Genomic DNA, 17497 nt, shown 5'->3' with positions numbered 1-17497 from the left:
TCGCTTGTGGTTATTTTTATTGTTATTATAGCTTTTTTCGCAGCAGGAATGCTCGATTTAAAGTTGCGTAAGAAGTTTAATATCGAAAAAAACGAAAAATTCATGGATCAGTATGTAGGCATTTGGCATTTTGCTTCCGAGCTTATTTTATGCTTCCTGTTTTTATCGTTTATTACAGTCAATTTATTTGATCAAACAACGATTTACGCGTTATTGTTCGCATTTATAATGATTTTATTTATGTTGAGGGGCTTGTTTGAATTTTGGTTTAGAAGAGAGAAACGCAAGCATATTTTATCGTTTACGTATGTGACGTTATGTGCGATATGCAGTGTGGGAATAGCATTGTTTATGTAAAGAAAAAGGTGCTGTCACGAAAAGAATCGGTTCTTTAGTGGCAGCACCTTTGTATATAGTGGCTTATTTTGCTGAGGGTCGACGTTTAAACGATAAAAAATATTTTCATTTATCCCGGATTTTCGGGGATTTCTTTTTGGAGAATCCTTTTTATTGATGGTACTGAATTTCCTCGACGGTTGCCTCGACTTCGGAACGGGATATTTTTTCGCGCCCTTCACGCATCGCCTGCAATGTTTTATGGGCTAAAGCGAGCGGTAATCGGCAGAACAGCTTAATGGAGCGTTTGTCTAAATCTTTCATATAAAGGTCCGCCTTGGCTAAGTTTTCCTCTGCATATGCGAATAGCTCAGCGCGTGTCCAGCCATCCGGCACGAAGCTAACGCCGCGCTCGTCTAAATCTTCTTGCTCGTTTCGTAAAATATTCACAGCCTGCAAGCCGCGGCCATATCCGATCGCAAGCTCCCGATCTGTTTTCGTGCCCGCACTCCATTCCCAAAGCTCTGACAGCATCACACCTACTAGACCGGCGACATAATATGTATAGTCGTCCAAATCTTCCTTCGTATGCACTTGCCAGTTCGCAAGGGCCCATTTCGCCATTCCCTCTGCCATTTCGCTAGTTGCGGATGTGACGATCGCCCGTGCATCTTGTGGGCAAACCTCCAACCAGTCCGCCAAGCGCAATGTAACTTCCGGCATTTTATCTGCTATGGGTGCCAATGCTTCATTATAAGCCGCGATGTCCAATACAGGTGCCTTCAATAGCTCAGCCACTTTTAATAATGCCTCGTTTTTCGCTTCTTTGGAAACATCTTCATGGTCTTCGATTTCATCAATGGCGCGCATCGCTAAATATGCCGCCGCAACCGTTAATTTCAATTCTTTATCTAAAAAAGTAATGGGAATATAAAATGTACGGCTCGTCTCTTTTAAAACGCGCATCGCATCTTTTTGTAATTGTTTCGTTGTCATCAGGGAGACATCCTCCAATCTAAATTGCATCCACCTCTTATCGTAACGCAAATTTGCGAAAAGGGAAAATAAAAGTTCTGTTAACGTTTCAGGGTTTGTCTATTCAAAAGAGGTACCGGGAACAAATGCTATGGGAGATAGAAAGTTTTGGCTTGAAAGTGGAACTCGTGCAGGGAAGTAATAAGTTTTGGCTCGAAAGTAGAACGGATGCTGGGTAAAGTAGAAAGTTTCAGCCTTAAAGTAGAACGAGGCCTGGGAGGTGGAAAATCTCGGCTTGAAAGTAGAACGGCAGCCGAGGAAAGTAGAAAGTTTTGGTACAAAAGTAGAACAAATGCAGTGGAAAGTAGAAAGTTTCAGCCTTAAAGTAGAACGAGGCCTGGAAAGTGGAAAATCTCGGCTTGAAAGTAGAACGGCAGCCGAGGAAAGTAGAAAGTTTTGGTGCAAAAGTAGAACAAATGCAGTGGAAAGTAGAAAGTTTTGGTGCAAAAGTAGAACAAATGCAGGGTAAAGTAGAAAGTTTCAGCTCTAAAGTGGAACGAAGCACGAAAATTAAAAAAACGGCATAATGGAAATCCATCTTTAGTTATAAAAATCAATCGAAGTATCCCCATTAAATTTTCCTTCTATGCAAACTTTACATACTCGCAATCAACTTCGCAAACATATAAAAACTGCCATTAATGAAGCAAATAATTAAAGCGGAAAATGCATATGCCTTACTATTTTTAAATTCATAAATAAAGGTAACAAAACCGAGAATCAGCAGCCCAATCCAGCTGCTCTCCCATAATATATTTGCTGTTTTATCAGGAAAAAGCGTGAAAACTCCTGTTAAAAAACAGGCCCAAACGACGACCGTTAATGCTAAGAAAGTATAGCTTAATTTAGCTGGCTTTACTGTATCACTCCCTATGAAATAAAGAGTGAAGGCAATGCAAACACCTATAACAGCAACAATCAGAAATAGAATGGACATACAGCCACCTCCAATATTTAGGCAATGAACTTCGCGAACCATGCAATATAATGCGCAGCAGGAATAAAGAGGGCTTGCGCAAGAAGTGTCCCTAAAAATCTTGAGCTCATCATCATAATGGAAGCCCTTTTTAAATGCGTATAGCTACCTCGATTATTAATGACTGCGTCTGCAAGCAGTGATATTTTTGGGTCGATGAAAACAATTAATAGCATTGTCCCGATACCGTTCACAAGTCCGGAAGCCATAATGGCCGTCGTTTTATATTCCGGTACTAATAAACTAGCGTACAATGCGGAAAATACGCCCGTTGTATAAACCGCGGTCACGACAACATTAATAAGAAACAGCTTTTTAGGGATATCCTTTAAACCAATGCCTCGTAAATATGAATAATTTGGCTTGCGGATATGTTTTACTGCACGCCGTATATATTCCAAAGACAAGCCTTTTTTGAATAATGCAGGAATAGAGCCGCGTTCAGCCACCAAATGAATGATTGCTCTAGAAAAAATGGCGACAAAGGTAGGGATAAGGAGCATTCCTAATAAGGTGCCTAATGAAGCGGAACCGAGAATGAACCGAAACTGATTTTCGACAAATGGCAGTGCGTTATCTGGCGGCGCGTTATCGATTAAACTTCCGGTAAAAGGCTGTTGCATCATATTCGATAACCTTGATACCATTACCATAATATTGAAAAGTGAAAGTGCTGATGCCAATAAACGTGCACGAGCCCCGGATAAGCGAACAGCATAAGCCAGTGTTTCAATCGAATGAATAATCAAAATAAATAGCGCGATTATAATAAGTTTTCCTGTTATTAGTTCCATTTTACACAAACTCCCAATAGTGTTTTGAGATTTGACGTTTAGTAATGGAAAATGGTTTCCTGTCCAAGTTTTCTGCTTGCTCTAATTCTAGTAGCGATACTCTGTGCAAAGGTTTATTACCTATTTGCCCAAATAAGATTTGATTTGCTTCATATGATGAACGTCATGCTCCATCAATCCTTTAAAATAAGAATACAGCGATAATGTAGATTGATTAATTTTTAATTCAGCCAACCAATCTTCTTCAGGGAGTTCGTTTAATGTCTCAATTAATTCTGTTCGTATACGAATACACTTTTTAATTGTATGGGGGATATCTTCATTTCTGACAAGCTGAACTGAACGCAAATTCAATAGATCGGCATTCGGGCTGGGCGGCAGCTCACTGTTCGTCAATAAATACGGGATTCTCTTTTTTAAAACAAATTCATCCCAAGGGTAAAAGTGGCCAATTATTTCTATGACAGACCATTTACCATCATGGATAGGAGTCCTTAAAACATCTTCATTTAATTTTTCTAAGCTTTGTATGAAAGTTAGAAAGTTTTTCTGATGCCTGATGATTTCGAACTTCTCTTTAAGGATAATAACCACCTCGAGTAGAGTTATTTTTCTATATAATATAGTAATAACTAATGATTTAAATATAGATTCTGTCATAGCGAACAAACCTATCTATTTTAAATTAGTTATTTTTGTAAAATAAATCTTCACGCATAAATATAGAGTTAAGTTTGTAATGGACGAGCTTTATGCAATGTTTTTCTGCTACTTCCTTTTTAATATTTTATAGTCTTTGGGATTCGATTGAAATAGTTGATTCACCAAGTTCATTATTTTTTATTTGTATCACAATTTAATAAGGGAAGGATGGTATTAATTTCTTTTTAAAATTGAAAGATTACTTATATCCTGCTTTATGATTTAGCCAATGATTTACTTCTTTCGCTACATTATCTGGATGGATACGATGTAAATAATGATGACCATCCATCAAAATATACGTAGTATCATTTTCGGCATATTCAGAGCAACGATATTCTTCTTCGCGGAAAGGTTGTAAAAAAATTAGCATCGGTAAATTTTTAATTTTAGGCAATTGCGAAATACTTTGTAAATTTTTTTGTCCCATTAAATATTCATTAAATAATGTACTGCCTTCAATTATATGTTTTGCTGTCCGTTCTTCCTCTAATTTTTCCTCTTCTGTCCATTCGGGGTCGATGAAGATTTGGTTGCGCTCGACTGTGGAAAGATTATTCATCCAGGAAGTTGCGGCTTTATATGCCTTTGTTTGAAAAAGGACTTCACCATTTTTTGTAGTAGGCTCAACACCGATTATACCAAGTACGTCTTCTGGATATGTATGCTGATAGGCAAGGGCAAGAGGACCATTTGCTGAATGAGCAAAGAACAAAATAGGTTTCTTTACAACATGTTCGATTAATTCACGAATCTCGAAAACGATATTTTCCCAAGTTCTTGCGATAATTGTTTCATCGCTTTCACAAACGCCTAAGCGATCGATAAATAATTTTGTATAACGAATATCTATTCTCTTAGCTATATTTTTTAAGCCTAAATAATTGTTTGCCCCTCCAAATCCATCCATGAAAATAATTGTTGGAAAATCTTTTTTCCCTTCGATTTTTATATAAGACATTTTCCCGTGGCAACCATTGAAAAAGTGTTTTACAGCCATTTTGAAGACCCCTTTCATCTTTTAATAAAGCTTATATTGCAATAGTTAAATGGGTGAAATACATTAAAAAGATTTGTTATTAGTTAAGCCTCCCGTCATAATTTGCTGCGGATAATTTTATTTACAGCAGAAGGAATTATTCTTCTTTCCCATCCCCAATTCTCAGTATATCTTTTTTGATTGAAATATGGTAATATTGAAATAATTTAAGTGGACGGGGGTGAAAAGAATGAAGAATTTGGCTATGGAGACAGGTGTGAAGGTAGATACAGCTATGTATTTTGCACGTGTCATTACTTTTAAATTTGCGTCTAACGGGATAGGTGTGTCCTTTTTTAGACAATTTAAAAATAATGCGTAGCTAATTAACTTCATTCTTTTCATCATTTTTCAGAAAAGGCTGCTCTTGTTAATGGGCAGTCTTTTTGTTGTTTTAGCTGCGCTTGCGGAGGCGTGGAATATGCAATTAAAAGCGGAAAATATAACGAAATCAATGGGTGGCAACTTAATTTTCAAGGATCTTTCATTTGAAGTGAACAATGGAGAGCGTATGGCGATAGTGGGACGAAATGGGTGCGGGAAAACGACACTATTTAAATTGCTGGCAGGTGTCGAACATCCTGACCAAGGCAGAGTTATAAAAGCGAAAGGTCAAAAAATAGGCTATTTGCATCAAATTCCTGCTTATACAAATTCAACAGTTTTCGATGTTTTATCTGAAGCATTTGCCGAACTGCATGAAGTGAAAGCGCGTATGATGGGTTTAGAACAGCGTATGAGAACAGATATGTCAGAGAAGATTCTTCATCAATATGGCGAAATACAGGAGCGATATATTGCAAATGGAGGCTATGAAATTGAAGCGAAAATTGCCTCTATTGCAAATGGATTGAATATTGCCGAATTATTGGAACAGCCATTTGAAGCGTTAAGCGGCGGTGAAAAAACGAAGGTCATGCTCGCCCAAATTTTGCTGGAGCAGCCGGATATCCTTTTATTAGATGAACCAACGAATCATTTGGATTTGGCAGCAATCGAATGGCTGGAAGATTATTTGCTTTATTTTAAAGGAGCGGTTGTTGTCATTTCTCATGATCGTATGTTTTTAAACCGGATCGTTCAGCATGTGGCGGAAATTGAAGACGGCGAAATTTGGATGAATAAAGGAAATTACGATCAATATCTTCAAAATAAGGAAGCGAAAATTGCCCAGCAGTTTGCAGTATACCAGGAACAGCAAAAGAAGATTCAAAAAATAAAAGAGGCGATTCGTCGTCTGCGTCAATGGGCGAATGAAGCATCTCCACCGAATCCGGATTTATTCCGTAAAGCGAAAGCGATGGAAAAAATGTTAGAGCGAATGGAATTGGTGAAGAGGCCGAAAAATGAGCGCCAAATGAAATTACAGTTAACAGCGGAAAATCGTACTGGGAAAGAAGTATTTACTTTACACAATATTTCGCATGGTTTTGGTGACAACTTTTTATTTATCGATGTCCGGTTATCTGTTTATTTTCAGGATCGATTAGCGATAATCGGAAATAACGGAACAGGAAAATCGACGCTTGTCAAAATTCTGCTCGGGCAAATGCAGCCTGTAGATGGGGAAATGAAGCAAGGGAGCAATTTAAAAATAGGCTATCTTGCACAGCAGTTCGACCAATTCGATGGTAAGCGGCGGCTAATCGATGTGTTCCGGGAACAAGTTTCATTGACAGAATACGATGCGCGGCATATGTTGGCGCAGTTTTTATTTTATGGTCATGATGTGTTCAAAAAAGTCGAGCAGCTCAGCGGAGGGGAAAAAATGCGACTTCGTTTAGCACAGCTGATGGTTCAAAAATGCAATGTTCTCGTTTTGGATGAACCGACGAACCATTTGGATATCGAATCGAGGGAAGCACTGGAAGAAGCGCTTGAAAATTTCCAAGGAACGATACTTGCGATAAGCCATGACCGCTACTTTCTGCAAAGATTATTTACGAAAACAGCATGGCTGGAAAATCAGTGCCTCACTGTCCATGAAGGACCATTCGAGTGGGCTAGAACGAAACAAAAGGAGTTATATAGATGAATAAGAACGAAGCATATTGGCAAAAGTTTTGTGAGCTGGAAGGGCTGCAAAATATACGTTATACAGAAGCGTTCCAGTTTGGCGAGAAAGCAGATTGGTTGGCGAGTCTTGTTGTAGAGGGAACAAAAACAGCTACTTGTTCAAGCTATCCTTTATATGAAGTAGAAGGGGAACCATTGCCAAAAGTCGGCGAGTATCAAATAATTCTAAATAGTCGAGAAGAACCGGTTGCCATTATAAAAACTGAAAAAGTTGAAATTTATCCATTTAATGAAGTGCCCGTAGATTTTGCGTTAATGGAAGGGGAAGGTACTTATGAAGAATGGAAAGAGGCGCATATTGCGTTCTTTAGTCGACTACTGCCTGCATATAACAAAAGGTTTTCAGAACATATGCTGACAGTTTGCGAACGCTTTGAAAAAGTATATCCGAAATAAAAAAGAAGAGGTTCGTTTACTTCTTTTAAGGAAAACTTATAATATATTTATTGTTGAATCCCTGTACAAAATCACTGAAACTTATTAAATTGGCAACTTTTTTTAGTGCAGATCGTTACATTATAGTTGCATAAATGAAAGTTTTTTTGGTATATTGTTTCTTGTTTTTCTAATTATATAAGAAAAGCTTTTAAATAAAGAAAGAGTGAGTACAGGGTGAAAAACTTAGAAAAAAATAAAGGCGTGCTATCGAACAACTTTATAGGAATCTATGTTCTAGCTGTTTTAATGCTGTGGATAAAAACCTATATAACGCAATTGACACAATTTGAATTGGGCGTTGAGGGAACGCTGCAACAATTTCTGTTATTACTAAATCCATTAGGCTCAGCGCTGTTATTTTTGGCGGTGGCATTTCTATTTAAAGGGAAAAGAAAAATTACAGCATTGGTTGTCATGTACACATTAATGACGGTGTTATTATACGCGAATGCCGTATATTATCGTTTCTTCAGCGATTTTATTACGCTTCCCACAATTTCCCAAACACAAAACTTCGGAGATTTGGGCGGTAGTGTTTTATCCTTATTGAAGCCTTATGATCTGTTATTTTTTGTAGATATTTTACTGCTTGTCTATTTACGATTCACAAATAAAGTATATATTGAACCAAAAAGAACAGGTTTTAAAATGCCGTTCGCTATTATGGCATTTGCGGTTTTATTGTCAGCGGCGAACTTGCAATTGGCAGAAGCGGATCGCCCGGATTTATTGAGCCGCGGCTTTGACCGAAGCTATATAGTAAAATATTTAGGCGTGTACAATTATGCAATTTATGATTCAGTTAAAACGTTTGAAGCATCTTCAGAGCGTGCGTTAGCCGACAGCAGCGATATTACTGAAATTATTAACTACACGAAATCATTTTACGCGGAGCCAAATGAGCGCTATTTTGGAAAAGCGAAAGATATGAATGTCATCTATTTGCATTTAGAATCGATGCAAACATTTTTAATTGACTATGAGCTGGAAGGCGAGCAAGTAACACCATTTTTAAATTCATTGGCAAAAAATGAGCATACGATGTATTTTGACAACTTCTATCATCAAACAGCACAAGGGAAAACGTCTGACGCTGAGTTTATGCTGGAAAATTCATTGTTCGGACTGCCGCAAGGTTCGGCATATATTACGAAAGGCCAAAATACGTTCCAGGCCGCTCCATCGATTTTGAAGGATTATGATTATACTTCTGCAGTGTTCCATGGAAATAACGGCAGTTTCTGGAATCGTAATATTATTTACAAGCAATTTGGCTATGACCAATTTTTTGATGAAAGTTATTATGATACAGCCGACCCAAAAAACATGGCAGAATACGGTTTATTGGATAAGCCATTTTTCGAGCAGTCGAAAAGCTTGCTGGAAACATTGCCGCAGCCGTTTTATACTAAATTCATTACGGTTGCCAATCACTTCCCATATAAAATGGATCAAGATTTAGTGACGATCGGCAAGGCGACAACGGGAGATGCCAGCGTCGATAATTATTTCCAAACTGCCCGCTATGCGGATGAAGCAATCGAGGAATTCTTCGCATATTTAAAAGAAACGGGTCTATATGACAATACAATGGTCGTTATGTACGGGGATCATTACGGGATTTCCGATAATCATCATAAAGCAATGGGGCAAATTATCGGCGAGGAGATAACGCCTGCTGTGAATGCAGATTTACAGCGTGTGCCATTACTCATTTACGTGCCTGGGATGGAAGGCGGCATTCAGCATACTTATGGCGGCCAAATAGATCTTCTGCCGACAGTATTGCATTTACTGGGTATCGAAACACAGGACAATATCCATTTCGGCACAGACCTTTTATCTGAGGAGCATAGTGAGATTGTTCCTTTTAGAAACGGAGATTATGTGAGCCCTACGATTTATTCGCTCGATGGCAAATATTATGATGCTGTGACCGGTGAAGCGCTTGATGCATCGCAATTAGAAACAGCAGAAAAAATAAAAGCTATGGTGGACGAAAAACTTCATTATTCTGATAAAGTTGTGAATGGCGATTTATTGCGATTTTATTCGAAAGAAGGAAACATAAAAGAGTAATTCCAACATCTTATATAAAATTAGGCATCATCTATTTTGGTTATTTGAAATAGGTGGTGCCTTTTCCTATAGTACAAGGATTCTTTTAGGTAAAATGGTAGTAAATTTAAAACCACATTCTCGAAAGGAAGATAGATCATTGAAAACAAAACCGATATTCGAGTCATTAAAACAAAATTAAAACTTTTTGAAGCCTATTTAGCAATGCTTCAAAAACAGCCGCAACACATGATTACGATTCAAATGCTGACGAAAACAGCAAATATTAACCGCGTGCGCGTGACATTTTATAATCATTTTCAAAACCTGGCACAATTTCACGGACAGTTTATCATGCATTATATTTTGGAGCTATATGGATTCATGAAACCGCTGAATTATAAAACATAATCGATAGGTTTTGAGTATGAGGCATTATTGCAGCTGCATACACATTTAAAGAAAAATCGGGCTACATATAAAATATTGCTCACATCACCGAATATCCCGGACTATACTAAGGAGTTGCTAGCCTATTTTCAGCAACGTCTTTCAAAACATATGGCAGAGCTCGCAAAGTTTGATTTTCCAGGGACAGGAGTCCATCAAATGATTGTTGCCTAGTATGGTGTTTCAGCGTTGTTCGGAACGATCATTATGCGGACGGATGTAAAAGGAAATTATTAATAAGGGAAATTCCGCATCACTTCACATGTAACCAAAAATTACGGTATGATACAAGTTATACATAGATTAAGAAAGAAAGGGCGTATACAATGGGGAGTGAACTCGAACTATTCGAGCATACAAACGAACAGGTGATTGTCACAGCTTCACCAGTCGTGGAAACAATGGCATTAATGATTGCAGCTGTAACATCTAATAATGAGCATATTTTTGAAGATTCTCCGCAACTTTTTCAAATCGTGGAGCAACATTCGTTCGCATCAATTTTAAAACAAATTCCACCAAATCTACTTTATAATTTATTGAACTATTTGCTGCCGATTCCACAACTTGCATCGGTAGAAACATTCGCGAATAAATTAAGTGACTTAAAGGATGAATTTGTCGTCTATTATTTTTGGGATGAAGAGGTTGAACTTGAAATCGTGAAGCGGTTAATTGAAAAGCCATCGACTATAAAAGAAATGGAGCGAACATATTATTGGGAAAATGATAAGGCATTGCAATTCGCGGAAACCTTTTTATCGAATGTAGCGCATTTCAAACAGCAGCTTGCCGATATTTTAATGAAAATAGATGAAAGTACAGCATTTCAGCAATTACTCGAAGCAAAAACAACCTCGATAAAGCAGGCAATGATGATGGTTGAAAAGTTGAATCTAGAGCCGTTAGCGCGAGCGCAATATATTATGGGCAAAACATTTAGGCGTGTGCATAATTATAAAGTATATTATTTTATTCCAAGTCATTGTATATCGCCAAAACGGGTGCGGATTTTCAATAACGATGTATGCTATGTTATTTTCGGAAGTGCATTGCCGATTGTGGACAGCCGTGAGAAAAGTGAGCAATTAACGAAGAGACTAAAGGCAATAAGTGATCCGAATCGTTTGTTAATGTTACGAATGCTTGTTTCCAATAAGGAATATGGGGCAAAGCTCGCTGAATATTTAGGAATTACGACAGCCACTGTTTCACATCATATCGAAATCCTGAAAAAAGCCAATCTTGTGACAGAGGAGAAAATCGGCACAATTAAATACTTTACTGCTAACAAAGAAGAGGTAAATGAGCTTCTTCGCTCAATGCAGCAGTTTTTAAAAGCTTAATCATCGATTGGGCTTTTTTATTTTTCAGAAAACTATTGCAAAATATATATTAGATGATTATCATATTAGATAATTATCTAATATAAAGGGGCGGTTAAATGAGCAGAAAAATAATCGAAGTACAAAATGTAAAAAGGTTTTATAACATAAAGTCGGGTTTTTGGAAAAAAGCAATCAAAAATGTGGAAGCAGTTAAAGGCATTTCGTTCCATGTGAACAAAGGGGAAATTTTCGGTTTGCTTGGACCAAATGGGGCAGGCAAAACAACCACCATTAAAATGCTGACAACAATGCTGATTCCGAGCTCAGGACAAATGAACATATTGGGACTAGATCCGGTAAGTCAGCATAAGGAACTTCGCCCGCGCATTAACTTTATTTTAGGAGGCGAGCGCAACTTGTACTGGCGCTTGTCTGCTTATGACAATTTGGCGTATTTTGCGGATTTGTATAAAATCCCTCGAACTGTTCAGCAAACGAAAATCCCTGAGCTTTTAAAACTTGTGGATCTAGAAGAAGCTGCACATCGCAAAGTGGAGACTTTCTCAAAAGGGATGAAGCAGCGTTTGCAGATTGCCCGCGGTATATTGAATAATCCTGAAATACTATTTCTGGATGAACCGTCCATTGGCTTAGACCCTATTAGCGCACGGAATTTGCGCGAACTCATTAAAAGCTTGAATGCACAAGGCACGACGATTGTATTAACAACCCATTATATGTTTGAAGCAGATGAGCTTTGTGATCGTATCGCCTTTATTAATCACGGGGAAATAATTGCCATAGATACCCCGGGAAATCTGAAACAGCATACGAATCGGCAATCTGTTGTGGAATGTAATTTAGTCGGCTGTAATGAAGGGGATTTGCGAACATTGCTAAATGAAATAAATATCGCACCGAATGAGCTCCATCCTTTACAAAACGGAATGAAGGTACGGATTGCTACAGAGGACCCTCAAAAGCTTGTTTCATGGCTCTATAGTGCTGTGCAATTTACGGTGGCTGATTTATCAATTACAAAACCGTCTCTTGAGGATGCGTATGTTGCGATGATAGGAGGGAAATAGGGTGAATGCATTTATTCATAGCATTGTTTTGCAAATGAAGCTGTCGATGGCACGGCCGATGTTTCAGTTTGTCGTTTGGGTATCGCCGCTTTTTTATGCAACGATAACATACTTTATATACGGCAATCAATCACCGGAAAAGATTTTTCAATACGTAGTTTTAGGTGCCGGCTTTATGGGATTATGGACATCAATTGTCTATTCCTCAGCGAGCGATATTAATCGTGAGCGCATGTATGGAACTTTGGAAAATATTTTCGTCGCGCCTGCATCATTCGCCGTTATTTTAATGGGGAAAATTGTCGGCAATACGATTTGGGGATTTATATCAATGGTGCTTGCATTTTTCTATTTGCATTTTGTGTTTCAAATCGAATTGCCGACGACGAATGGATTGCTCGTTGCATTAGCATTGTTCGCAGTCATTATTGCTGTCTCTGTTTTTGCTTTTGTTATGGCACTATTATTTACTTTATCAAAGCAAGCTGAAGGATTGATGAATTTTATTGAATATCCAATTTTCCTGATTTGCGGCTTTTTATTTCCGATTACGATTTTACCAGTTTGGCTACAGCCGATTTCTTACATTTTGCCTCCGACAAGCGCAATTGAGTTGCTGAGGGTAGCAACAAGTGGACAAGCATCTTTTGCCCAATCAATTGAATCGTTTGTGCAAGTGGGCATTGTTACGCTGCTTTATTGTGTTATTGGACTGCTTTCATATAAAGCGGTTGATCGGAAGGCGAGAATCGATGGAAAGTTAGGTGTTTATTAATATGGAATACATTCGACGTTTTGGGCGACATGCAATTTTATCCTATAAAGCTTTGTTTGGTTTTTTAGATCCGAAAACATATGTAATGGTCATGCTCTTGAATCCTTTAACGCAAATATTGTTTTTTGGCATGCTTGTAAATTATGTATATGACGGTAAAGGGTTGGCAGGCTATATTGCCGCGAATGCATTATTGCTTTGTGTAATGAGTTCCGTGTTTGGCATGATGTCTGTTGTGACATCAGACAGGGCAATGGGAACTTTGCCAATTGTCATGGCTTCACCGGCTTCAAAAGGAGTATTATTTTTTGCAAGATCCGTTCCGCATATCGTCAATGGTATATTTACGGCTTGTTTAGGGCTTGTATTCGGACTGTTGCTATTCCGAATTTCTATTCCGTTGTCTGCAGTATTTCCGTTAATGGCAGTTTGGCTCGTATCGATTTTTTCGGCATGTTGTCTTGGCTTAATTTTGGCGTCGTGCAGTTTCTGGACACCGTCGATGCATTTATTGTCGAATATTTTAGGCAGCGCGCTTCTGCTGTTGAGCGGAGCCAACTATTCTTTATCGGTTATGCCAAGCTGGTTAAGTGAAATGGCGAAGTTTTTCCCGTTGACGCGCGGAGTTGAATTAACGAAGTCACTTGTAACGGAAGGGCGCGCACCACAATTTTTGCAGCACATGACGGAAGAGTTTTTGCTCGGCTGTATATATTTTGCCATAAGTCTTATCGCCATTCGATATGCCGAGTATTTGGCGCGGGTGAAGGGGACGATGGAGTTGAGTTGAGAGTATACTAGAATTGAAACGTCCTCAAAAATTTAATTGGGGACGTTTGTTAATTAAATTTATTTTACAATAAGTCTTGGAACAAATTTTGATAACGTTTATTCACATTCAAAAACTAGTTTATCCCACAAAATATCCCATTTCTTATTTTGAATCCTGTTTAAGTATATAGAATGTAAATTACTATTTTTTTTGAAGGGGGGAGTCGGTTTCACTCGACCTTCAAATAAATCCTGTAGGCCATAAGGAGCCATTATTTCCACTGTATTATTATTGATGCGGGCAGCTATGGCTGTAGGCGTTTCAGGAAAATGAGCGACCCCATCGAAAGAAGAATGGTAAGGTAATGCTTTATTATTAATGTGCATCCGTGCTTGGTTTTTAACAGACCATGGCTCATTAGGCATTAAATCTTTCAATATACTTTCAAATTCCTTTTCTGTATGAATAGAAATGTTTTCATTATCGTAAAAAATTACATCAATATCATTTACTTCCGTTTGTGTATTATGCATGTTGTCCCAAACTTTATTTCTAATAATTCCAGCTGCAATCCAGCAATCATTCAATTCAAGCTTTTCTACAGTTTTTAGAATTGAAAACAAATAAGGGTCTGATGTGATTAGATTTATTAATTTCATTTCCAAGTTCATTAATGCAAACCACCTTGTTAATTAGACTGAGATTATTTTACAATATTTAGTGCAAACAATCTTTATTATTTAGTAAAATTGATGAATAATGGAAAAGAGGAAATTTGGACTGTCAGGGGGACACTATATGCAAATCCGCTCATTAAAAATGGAGGACATCCCATCGATTGAAAATTTAATGATACAATTAGGGTATCCGTCAACAGCGACACAGCTTCAGGAAAGATTTCAAAGGCTTTTGAAATTACCTGATTATCAAACGATTATTGCTGAAAAAGATAGTGTAATTGTTGGGATGCTTGGTTTTTCAAAACAATGGGCTTATGAGTTTGATGGACCTTACATACGGATTTTAGCTTTAGTTGTTGACGAAAAATATCGTAGATTGAATATCGGGCAAAGCCTAATGCAAGCCGCAGAACAGTGGGCACTTGAGAATGAATGCATTGCTGCCGTATTAAATAGCGGCAATCGTGATGAGCGGATTGCCGCACATCACTTTTATAAGCAATTGGGTTATATAGGAAAGAGCATGGGGTTTTCGAAAAGGCTAATATAGGCCAATTCATTAATGAAAGCGATAAAAAATCAAAAGGAGGCATACTCTTGAAATTTATCGAATTCGGTATTGGCAACACATGGTTTGTACGGACAGAGACAGAATTGGAAGATGGGTCTGAATATGAGGAGAAAGGCATTGTAGGTCCGATTAAATTTCAATCCGCCTATATCCGTATTTGGGTCCGAAAAAATGTATTTATTATAGATTTAAAACAAGGTATTAGACTTAAAAAGAAATCCCGTAATGAATTAAAGCTGATTTTTGGGATAGTGAGTATGTAATCAGTTAAGTCAAATCATTCTTAAGCTTTGCAATAGCCGGTCACTAAAAATTATGTATATCAAGCTGTATAAATAATATTTAGAGAAAAGTCACGTAACATTACAAATTGTCGTGGCTTTTTGTGCATGCCTACACTATCGTATGGAAGGTTGTTTTGCGCTTCATCGAACTTTAGTATTTGTTTTCTTCTTGCTTTTTATGAGGCCCATGAATATATCGGTAAATCGGGTTAATTTAAACTGTTTTTAGATTAATTGGCGATTTTGCAACTTTTTCAAAAGCTGAATCGAGGATAGGTTGAGAGGGGGGAAGTAATGGAGCTGGAGCATTTTTATTCGATTTATATAAAAGACTTGTACAATTATTTATTTTCGCTTTGCCGACATACGGAGACGGCTGAGGACTTATTGCAGGAGACATTTTATAAAGCGCATGTAACATTGCTTGCTCAGCCGATCAGTGAACTGAAGCCGTGGTTGTTTAAGGTGGCCTATTATACATACATTGATCATTGCCGCAAAGAAAAGCGCAGTGAGCCATATGAGGAAATTGTACGTGCAGACTATACAACACCAGAGATGATTTTAATACAGGAAGATAGCTTTACGACACTTTTAAATTTACTGGATCAACTGAGCCCCTTCGAAAAGCAAGCGATCTTATTATGCGATGTACAGGACTGCACAAATGAACAGGCGTCACAAATTTTAGATATTAAGTTGAACACATTGAAAAGCCATTTATCGAGAGGACGTAAAAAAATGAGGACTTTGATTGGAGAAGGAGGAAGTTAATATGGATGATTACGAAAAGCTGGTAGCCGCGGGCAAGGAACAAACGCTGGAACAGGAGCAGCAGCTGAAGCTTACAAAACAAATGAAGCGTACTGTATCGATTTCACAAGTAAAGCTTGTGCTCGGAATATTGACGATTTTGCTGATAATATTACCTGTAAGCTATATGTTTACATTTTTATATTATGCATTTGGCACAAAATCGACGACGCTTATGGATGTCACAAGTCAGACTCTATATGTTACAGAGCCGAATACAGCACTTGAAGAGCCTGAGTTTGATATGGAATTTTCCCCATTTTCGATGCAGCTCAAATTTGATCAGTATAAGCGTATCGGAAAAGAGGATTATAAAGTGAATACGTATAATTTGCATTATACGCTCGGCAGCCTGACGAAAAAAGAGGTGGGAACAACGCTTGAACGGTCCCCTAGAAAATATCCGACCGAAACAAGTCCGTGGCTTAAACATCCTAAGAATCGTTTGGAAATGGAGGTGGCCAATGAGTGGACAATATTGAGCGGACTGCCTGATGAAACGGTTGTCGAGGCATATATTTCACTAAAGGAACTGCACACTGTTGATGAAATCCGGCGCAGCTTTACAGGTGTGGATGTCGTTTGGGCAGCTGTAGATACAGGTGTTGAGCAAAGCAACTTAAGTAAAGAAGGGAATGTCGTTTCGCCAATCGGTTACCCGGTACAGGTGGACAATACGAATTGGTCGCCTTTTAAAGATGCTAAAAGCAACGAGCAGGTGTTTAAGGATATTCTAAACTTCATCGTGCAATACGAAGACTTGGCGACAGAAGTTTCAAGTGCAAAAAATTTAAAGCTGACAGAGCGCATAGATTATATAGAAAAAAACGGCATTAAAACATATGGGGTTGTCGTGACGGGACCGAAAGCGGAAATCGAAAAGCTGGTAGAAACGAATCTGATTCGGGCGCTGAAAATAGGGGAGGTGAAATTATGGAACTGGGCAAATTAAAGCAGCCTAAATTCCCGGCAGTTTCAGCATGGATTTCAATTGCAAGCGGAATGTTTATACTGTTGCTTTTTAATATAAACATGCTGACGAATTATTCTATGGCATTGCTGGATTCCTTCATCATTTTTATAGGTATCGGTTTTGTTTTTGCATGGCCGGCTATTTTTTCGAAAAGTACGCGCTTTTTAGGTTTATGGGGGCTGGGAATTTCGGTATTCTTATTTATTTTTACTGTTACGATAATTTTCATAGGGTGGTTGATCAATCCGTTTCCTTGATGTGATTTCAGGTTAAAAATAAGATTATACATTAGACTAAATGAAATATGGA

The 17497-nt window shown here is 38.0% G+C and carries 23 protein-coding genes; 17 read left to right on the top strand and 6 right to left on the bottom strand.

What is annotated here, in order from left to right; all coding sequences use genetic code 11:
• The first annotated feature begins 6 nt into the window (after positions 1–6).
• Complete coding sequence (locus ACTHOQ_RS01160) at positions 7–357, top strand: DUF4181 domain-containing protein (RefSeq protein WP_440493823.1); 351 nt, start codon at positions 7–9, stop codon at positions 355–357.
• A 150-nt stretch (positions 358–507) separates the two neighbouring features.
• Here the strand turns inward: ACTHOQ_RS01160 and ACTHOQ_RS01155 are convergent, their stop codons facing one another.
• Complete coding sequence (locus ACTHOQ_RS01155) at positions 508–1332, bottom strand: squalene/phytoene synthase family protein (RefSeq protein WP_440493822.1); 825 nt, start codon at positions 1330–1332, stop codon at positions 508–510.
• 383 nt (positions 1333–1715) lie between these two features.
• Between ACTHOQ_RS01155 and ACTHOQ_RS01150 the strand changes: the two genes are divergently transcribed.
• Positions 1716–1898 (top strand): hypothetical protein, encoded by a 183-nt coding sequence (locus tag ACTHOQ_RS01150; RefSeq protein WP_440493821.1) that lies wholly within the window; start codon positions 1716–1718, stop codon positions 1896–1898.
• Positions 1899–1966: 68 nt separating this feature from the next.
• Here ACTHOQ_RS01150 and ACTHOQ_RS01145 read toward each other — a convergent pair whose 3' ends face one another.
• The 4 genes from ACTHOQ_RS01145 to ACTHOQ_RS01130 all read right to left on the bottom strand — a co-directional run bounded on the left by ACTHOQ_RS01145 (position 1967) and on the right by ACTHOQ_RS01130 (position 4843).
• A complete protein-coding gene (locus ACTHOQ_RS01145; protein ID WP_440493820.1) occupies positions 1967–2308 on the bottom strand; it encodes a hypothetical protein in 342 nt (113 codons plus the stop codon).
• Positions 2309–2325: 17 nt separating this feature from the next.
• The gene (locus ACTHOQ_RS01140; RefSeq protein WP_440493819.1) at positions 2326–3141 is read right to left on the bottom strand and encodes a lipid II flippase Amj family protein; all 816 of its coding nucleotides are present in this window, start codon (positions 3139–3141) and stop codon (positions 2326–2328) included.
• Positions 3142–3261: 120 nt separating this feature from the next.
• Entirely contained in the window at positions 3262–3801 is a 540-nt protein-coding gene (locus ACTHOQ_RS01135) for a DinB family protein (RefSeq protein ID WP_440493818.1), read from the bottom strand.
• Positions 3802–4042: 241 nt separating this feature from the next.
• Positions 4043–4843 carry an alpha/beta fold hydrolase gene (locus ACTHOQ_RS01130; protein WP_440493817.1) on the bottom strand — a complete coding sequence of 267 codons (801 nt, stop codon included), beginning with the start codon at positions 4841–4843 and terminating at the stop codon, positions 4043–4045.
• Between the two features lie 229 nt (positions 4844–5072).
• Between ACTHOQ_RS01130 and ACTHOQ_RS01125 the strand changes: the two genes are divergently transcribed.
• From ACTHOQ_RS01125 to ACTHOQ_RS01080, 10 genes are all read left to right on the top strand, one after another.
• Entirely contained in the window at positions 5073–5204 is a 132-nt protein-coding gene (locus ACTHOQ_RS01125; protein ID WP_440493816.1) for an RAxF-45 family protein, read from the top strand.
• A 99-nt stretch (positions 5205–5303) separates the two neighbouring features.
• Entirely contained in the window at positions 5304–6917 is a 1614-nt protein-coding gene (gene abc-f, locus ACTHOQ_RS01120) for a ribosomal protection-like ABC-F family protein (RefSeq protein WP_440493815.1), read from the top strand.
• Positions 6914–7354: an ASCH domain-containing protein gene (locus ACTHOQ_RS01115; RefSeq protein WP_440493814.1), complete on the top strand. Its 441-nt coding sequence runs from the start codon at positions 6914–6916 to the stop codon at positions 7352–7354. Before abc-f ends, ACTHOQ_RS01115 begins: the two co-directional genes overlap by 4 nt.
• A 216-nt stretch (positions 7355–7570) precedes the next feature.
• Positions 7571–9475: a lipoteichoic acid synthase gene (gene ltaS, locus ACTHOQ_RS01110; RefSeq protein WP_440493813.1), complete on the top strand. Its 1905-nt coding sequence runs from the start codon at positions 7571–7573 to the stop codon at positions 9473–9475.
• Between the two features lie 204 nt (positions 9476–9679).
• Entirely contained in the window at positions 9680–9865 is a 186-nt protein-coding gene (locus ACTHOQ_RS01105; RefSeq protein WP_440493812.1) for a hypothetical protein, read from the top strand.
• Positions 9866–9892: 27 nt separating this feature from the next.
• Positions 9893–10078: a hypothetical protein gene (locus tag ACTHOQ_RS01100; RefSeq protein ID WP_440493811.1), complete on the top strand. Its 186-nt coding sequence runs from the start codon at positions 9893–9895 to the stop codon at positions 10076–10078.
• Positions 10079–10230: 152 nt separating this feature from the next.
• Complete coding sequence (locus ACTHOQ_RS01095; protein WP_440493810.1) at positions 10231–11250, top strand: ArsR/SmtB family transcription factor; 1020 nt, start codon at positions 10231–10233, stop codon at positions 11248–11250.
• 98 nt (positions 11251–11348) lie between these two features.
• A complete protein-coding gene (locus ACTHOQ_RS01090) occupies positions 11349–12320 on the top strand; it encodes an ABC transporter ATP-binding protein (protein WP_440493809.1) in 972 nt (323 codons plus the stop codon).
• 1 nt (position 12321) lies between these two features.
• A complete protein-coding gene (locus tag ACTHOQ_RS01085; protein WP_440493808.1) occupies positions 12322–13095 on the top strand; it encodes an ABC transporter permease in 774 nt (257 codons plus the stop codon).
• 1 nt (position 13096) lies between these two features.
• Positions 13097–13885 carry an ABC transporter permease gene (locus ACTHOQ_RS01080; RefSeq protein ID WP_440493807.1) on the top strand — a complete coding sequence of 263 codons (789 nt, stop codon included), beginning with the start codon at positions 13097–13099 and terminating at the stop codon, positions 13883–13885.
• Positions 13886–13983: 98 nt separating this feature from the next.
• On the opposite strand, the gene ACTHOQ_RS01075 is transcribed toward ACTHOQ_RS01080, so the two are convergent.
• A complete protein-coding gene (locus ACTHOQ_RS01075; protein ID WP_440493806.1) occupies positions 13984–14538 on the bottom strand; it encodes a nucleotidyltransferase family protein in 555 nt (184 codons plus the stop codon).
• A gap of 127 nt (positions 14539–14665) precedes the next feature.
• On the opposite strand from ACTHOQ_RS01075, the gene ACTHOQ_RS01070 reads away from it, so the two are divergent.
• From ACTHOQ_RS01070 to ACTHOQ_RS01050, 5 genes are all read left to right on the top strand, one after another.
• Positions 14666–15097 (top strand): GNAT family N-acetyltransferase, encoded by a 432-nt coding sequence (locus ACTHOQ_RS01070; protein WP_440493805.1) that lies wholly within the window; start codon positions 14666–14668, stop codon positions 15095–15097.
• Between the two features lie 47 nt (positions 15098–15144).
• Entirely contained in the window at positions 15145–15381 is a 237-nt protein-coding gene (locus ACTHOQ_RS01065) for a DUF3977 family protein (protein ID WP_440493804.1), read from the top strand.
• 315 nt (positions 15382–15696) lie between these two features.
• On the top strand, positions 15697–16176 hold the full coding sequence (locus ACTHOQ_RS01060) for a sigma-70 family RNA polymerase sigma factor (protein ID WP_440493803.1): 480 nt from the start codon (positions 15697–15699) through the stop codon (positions 16174–16176).
• Position 16177: 1 nt separating this feature from the next.
• On the top strand, positions 16178–17167 hold the full coding sequence (locus ACTHOQ_RS01055) for an anti-sigma factor (protein WP_440493802.1): 990 nt from the start codon (positions 16178–16180) through the stop codon (positions 17165–17167).
• Positions 17149–17445 carry a hypothetical protein gene (locus tag ACTHOQ_RS01050; protein ID WP_440493801.1) on the top strand — a complete coding sequence of 99 codons (297 nt, stop codon included), beginning with the start codon at positions 17149–17151 and terminating at the stop codon, positions 17443–17445. The genes ACTHOQ_RS01055 and ACTHOQ_RS01050 overlap by 19 nt, the downstream gene beginning before the upstream one ends.
• The last annotated feature ends 52 nt before the right edge of the window (positions 17446–17497 follow it).

This window comes from Solibacillus silvestris, assembly GCF_051967575.1.
Classification (GTDB): domain Bacteria; phylum Bacillota; class Bacilli; order Bacillales_A; family Planococcaceae; genus Solibacillus; species Solibacillus silvestris_B.
This window is presented reverse-complemented; position numbering and strand designations above follow the sequence as displayed.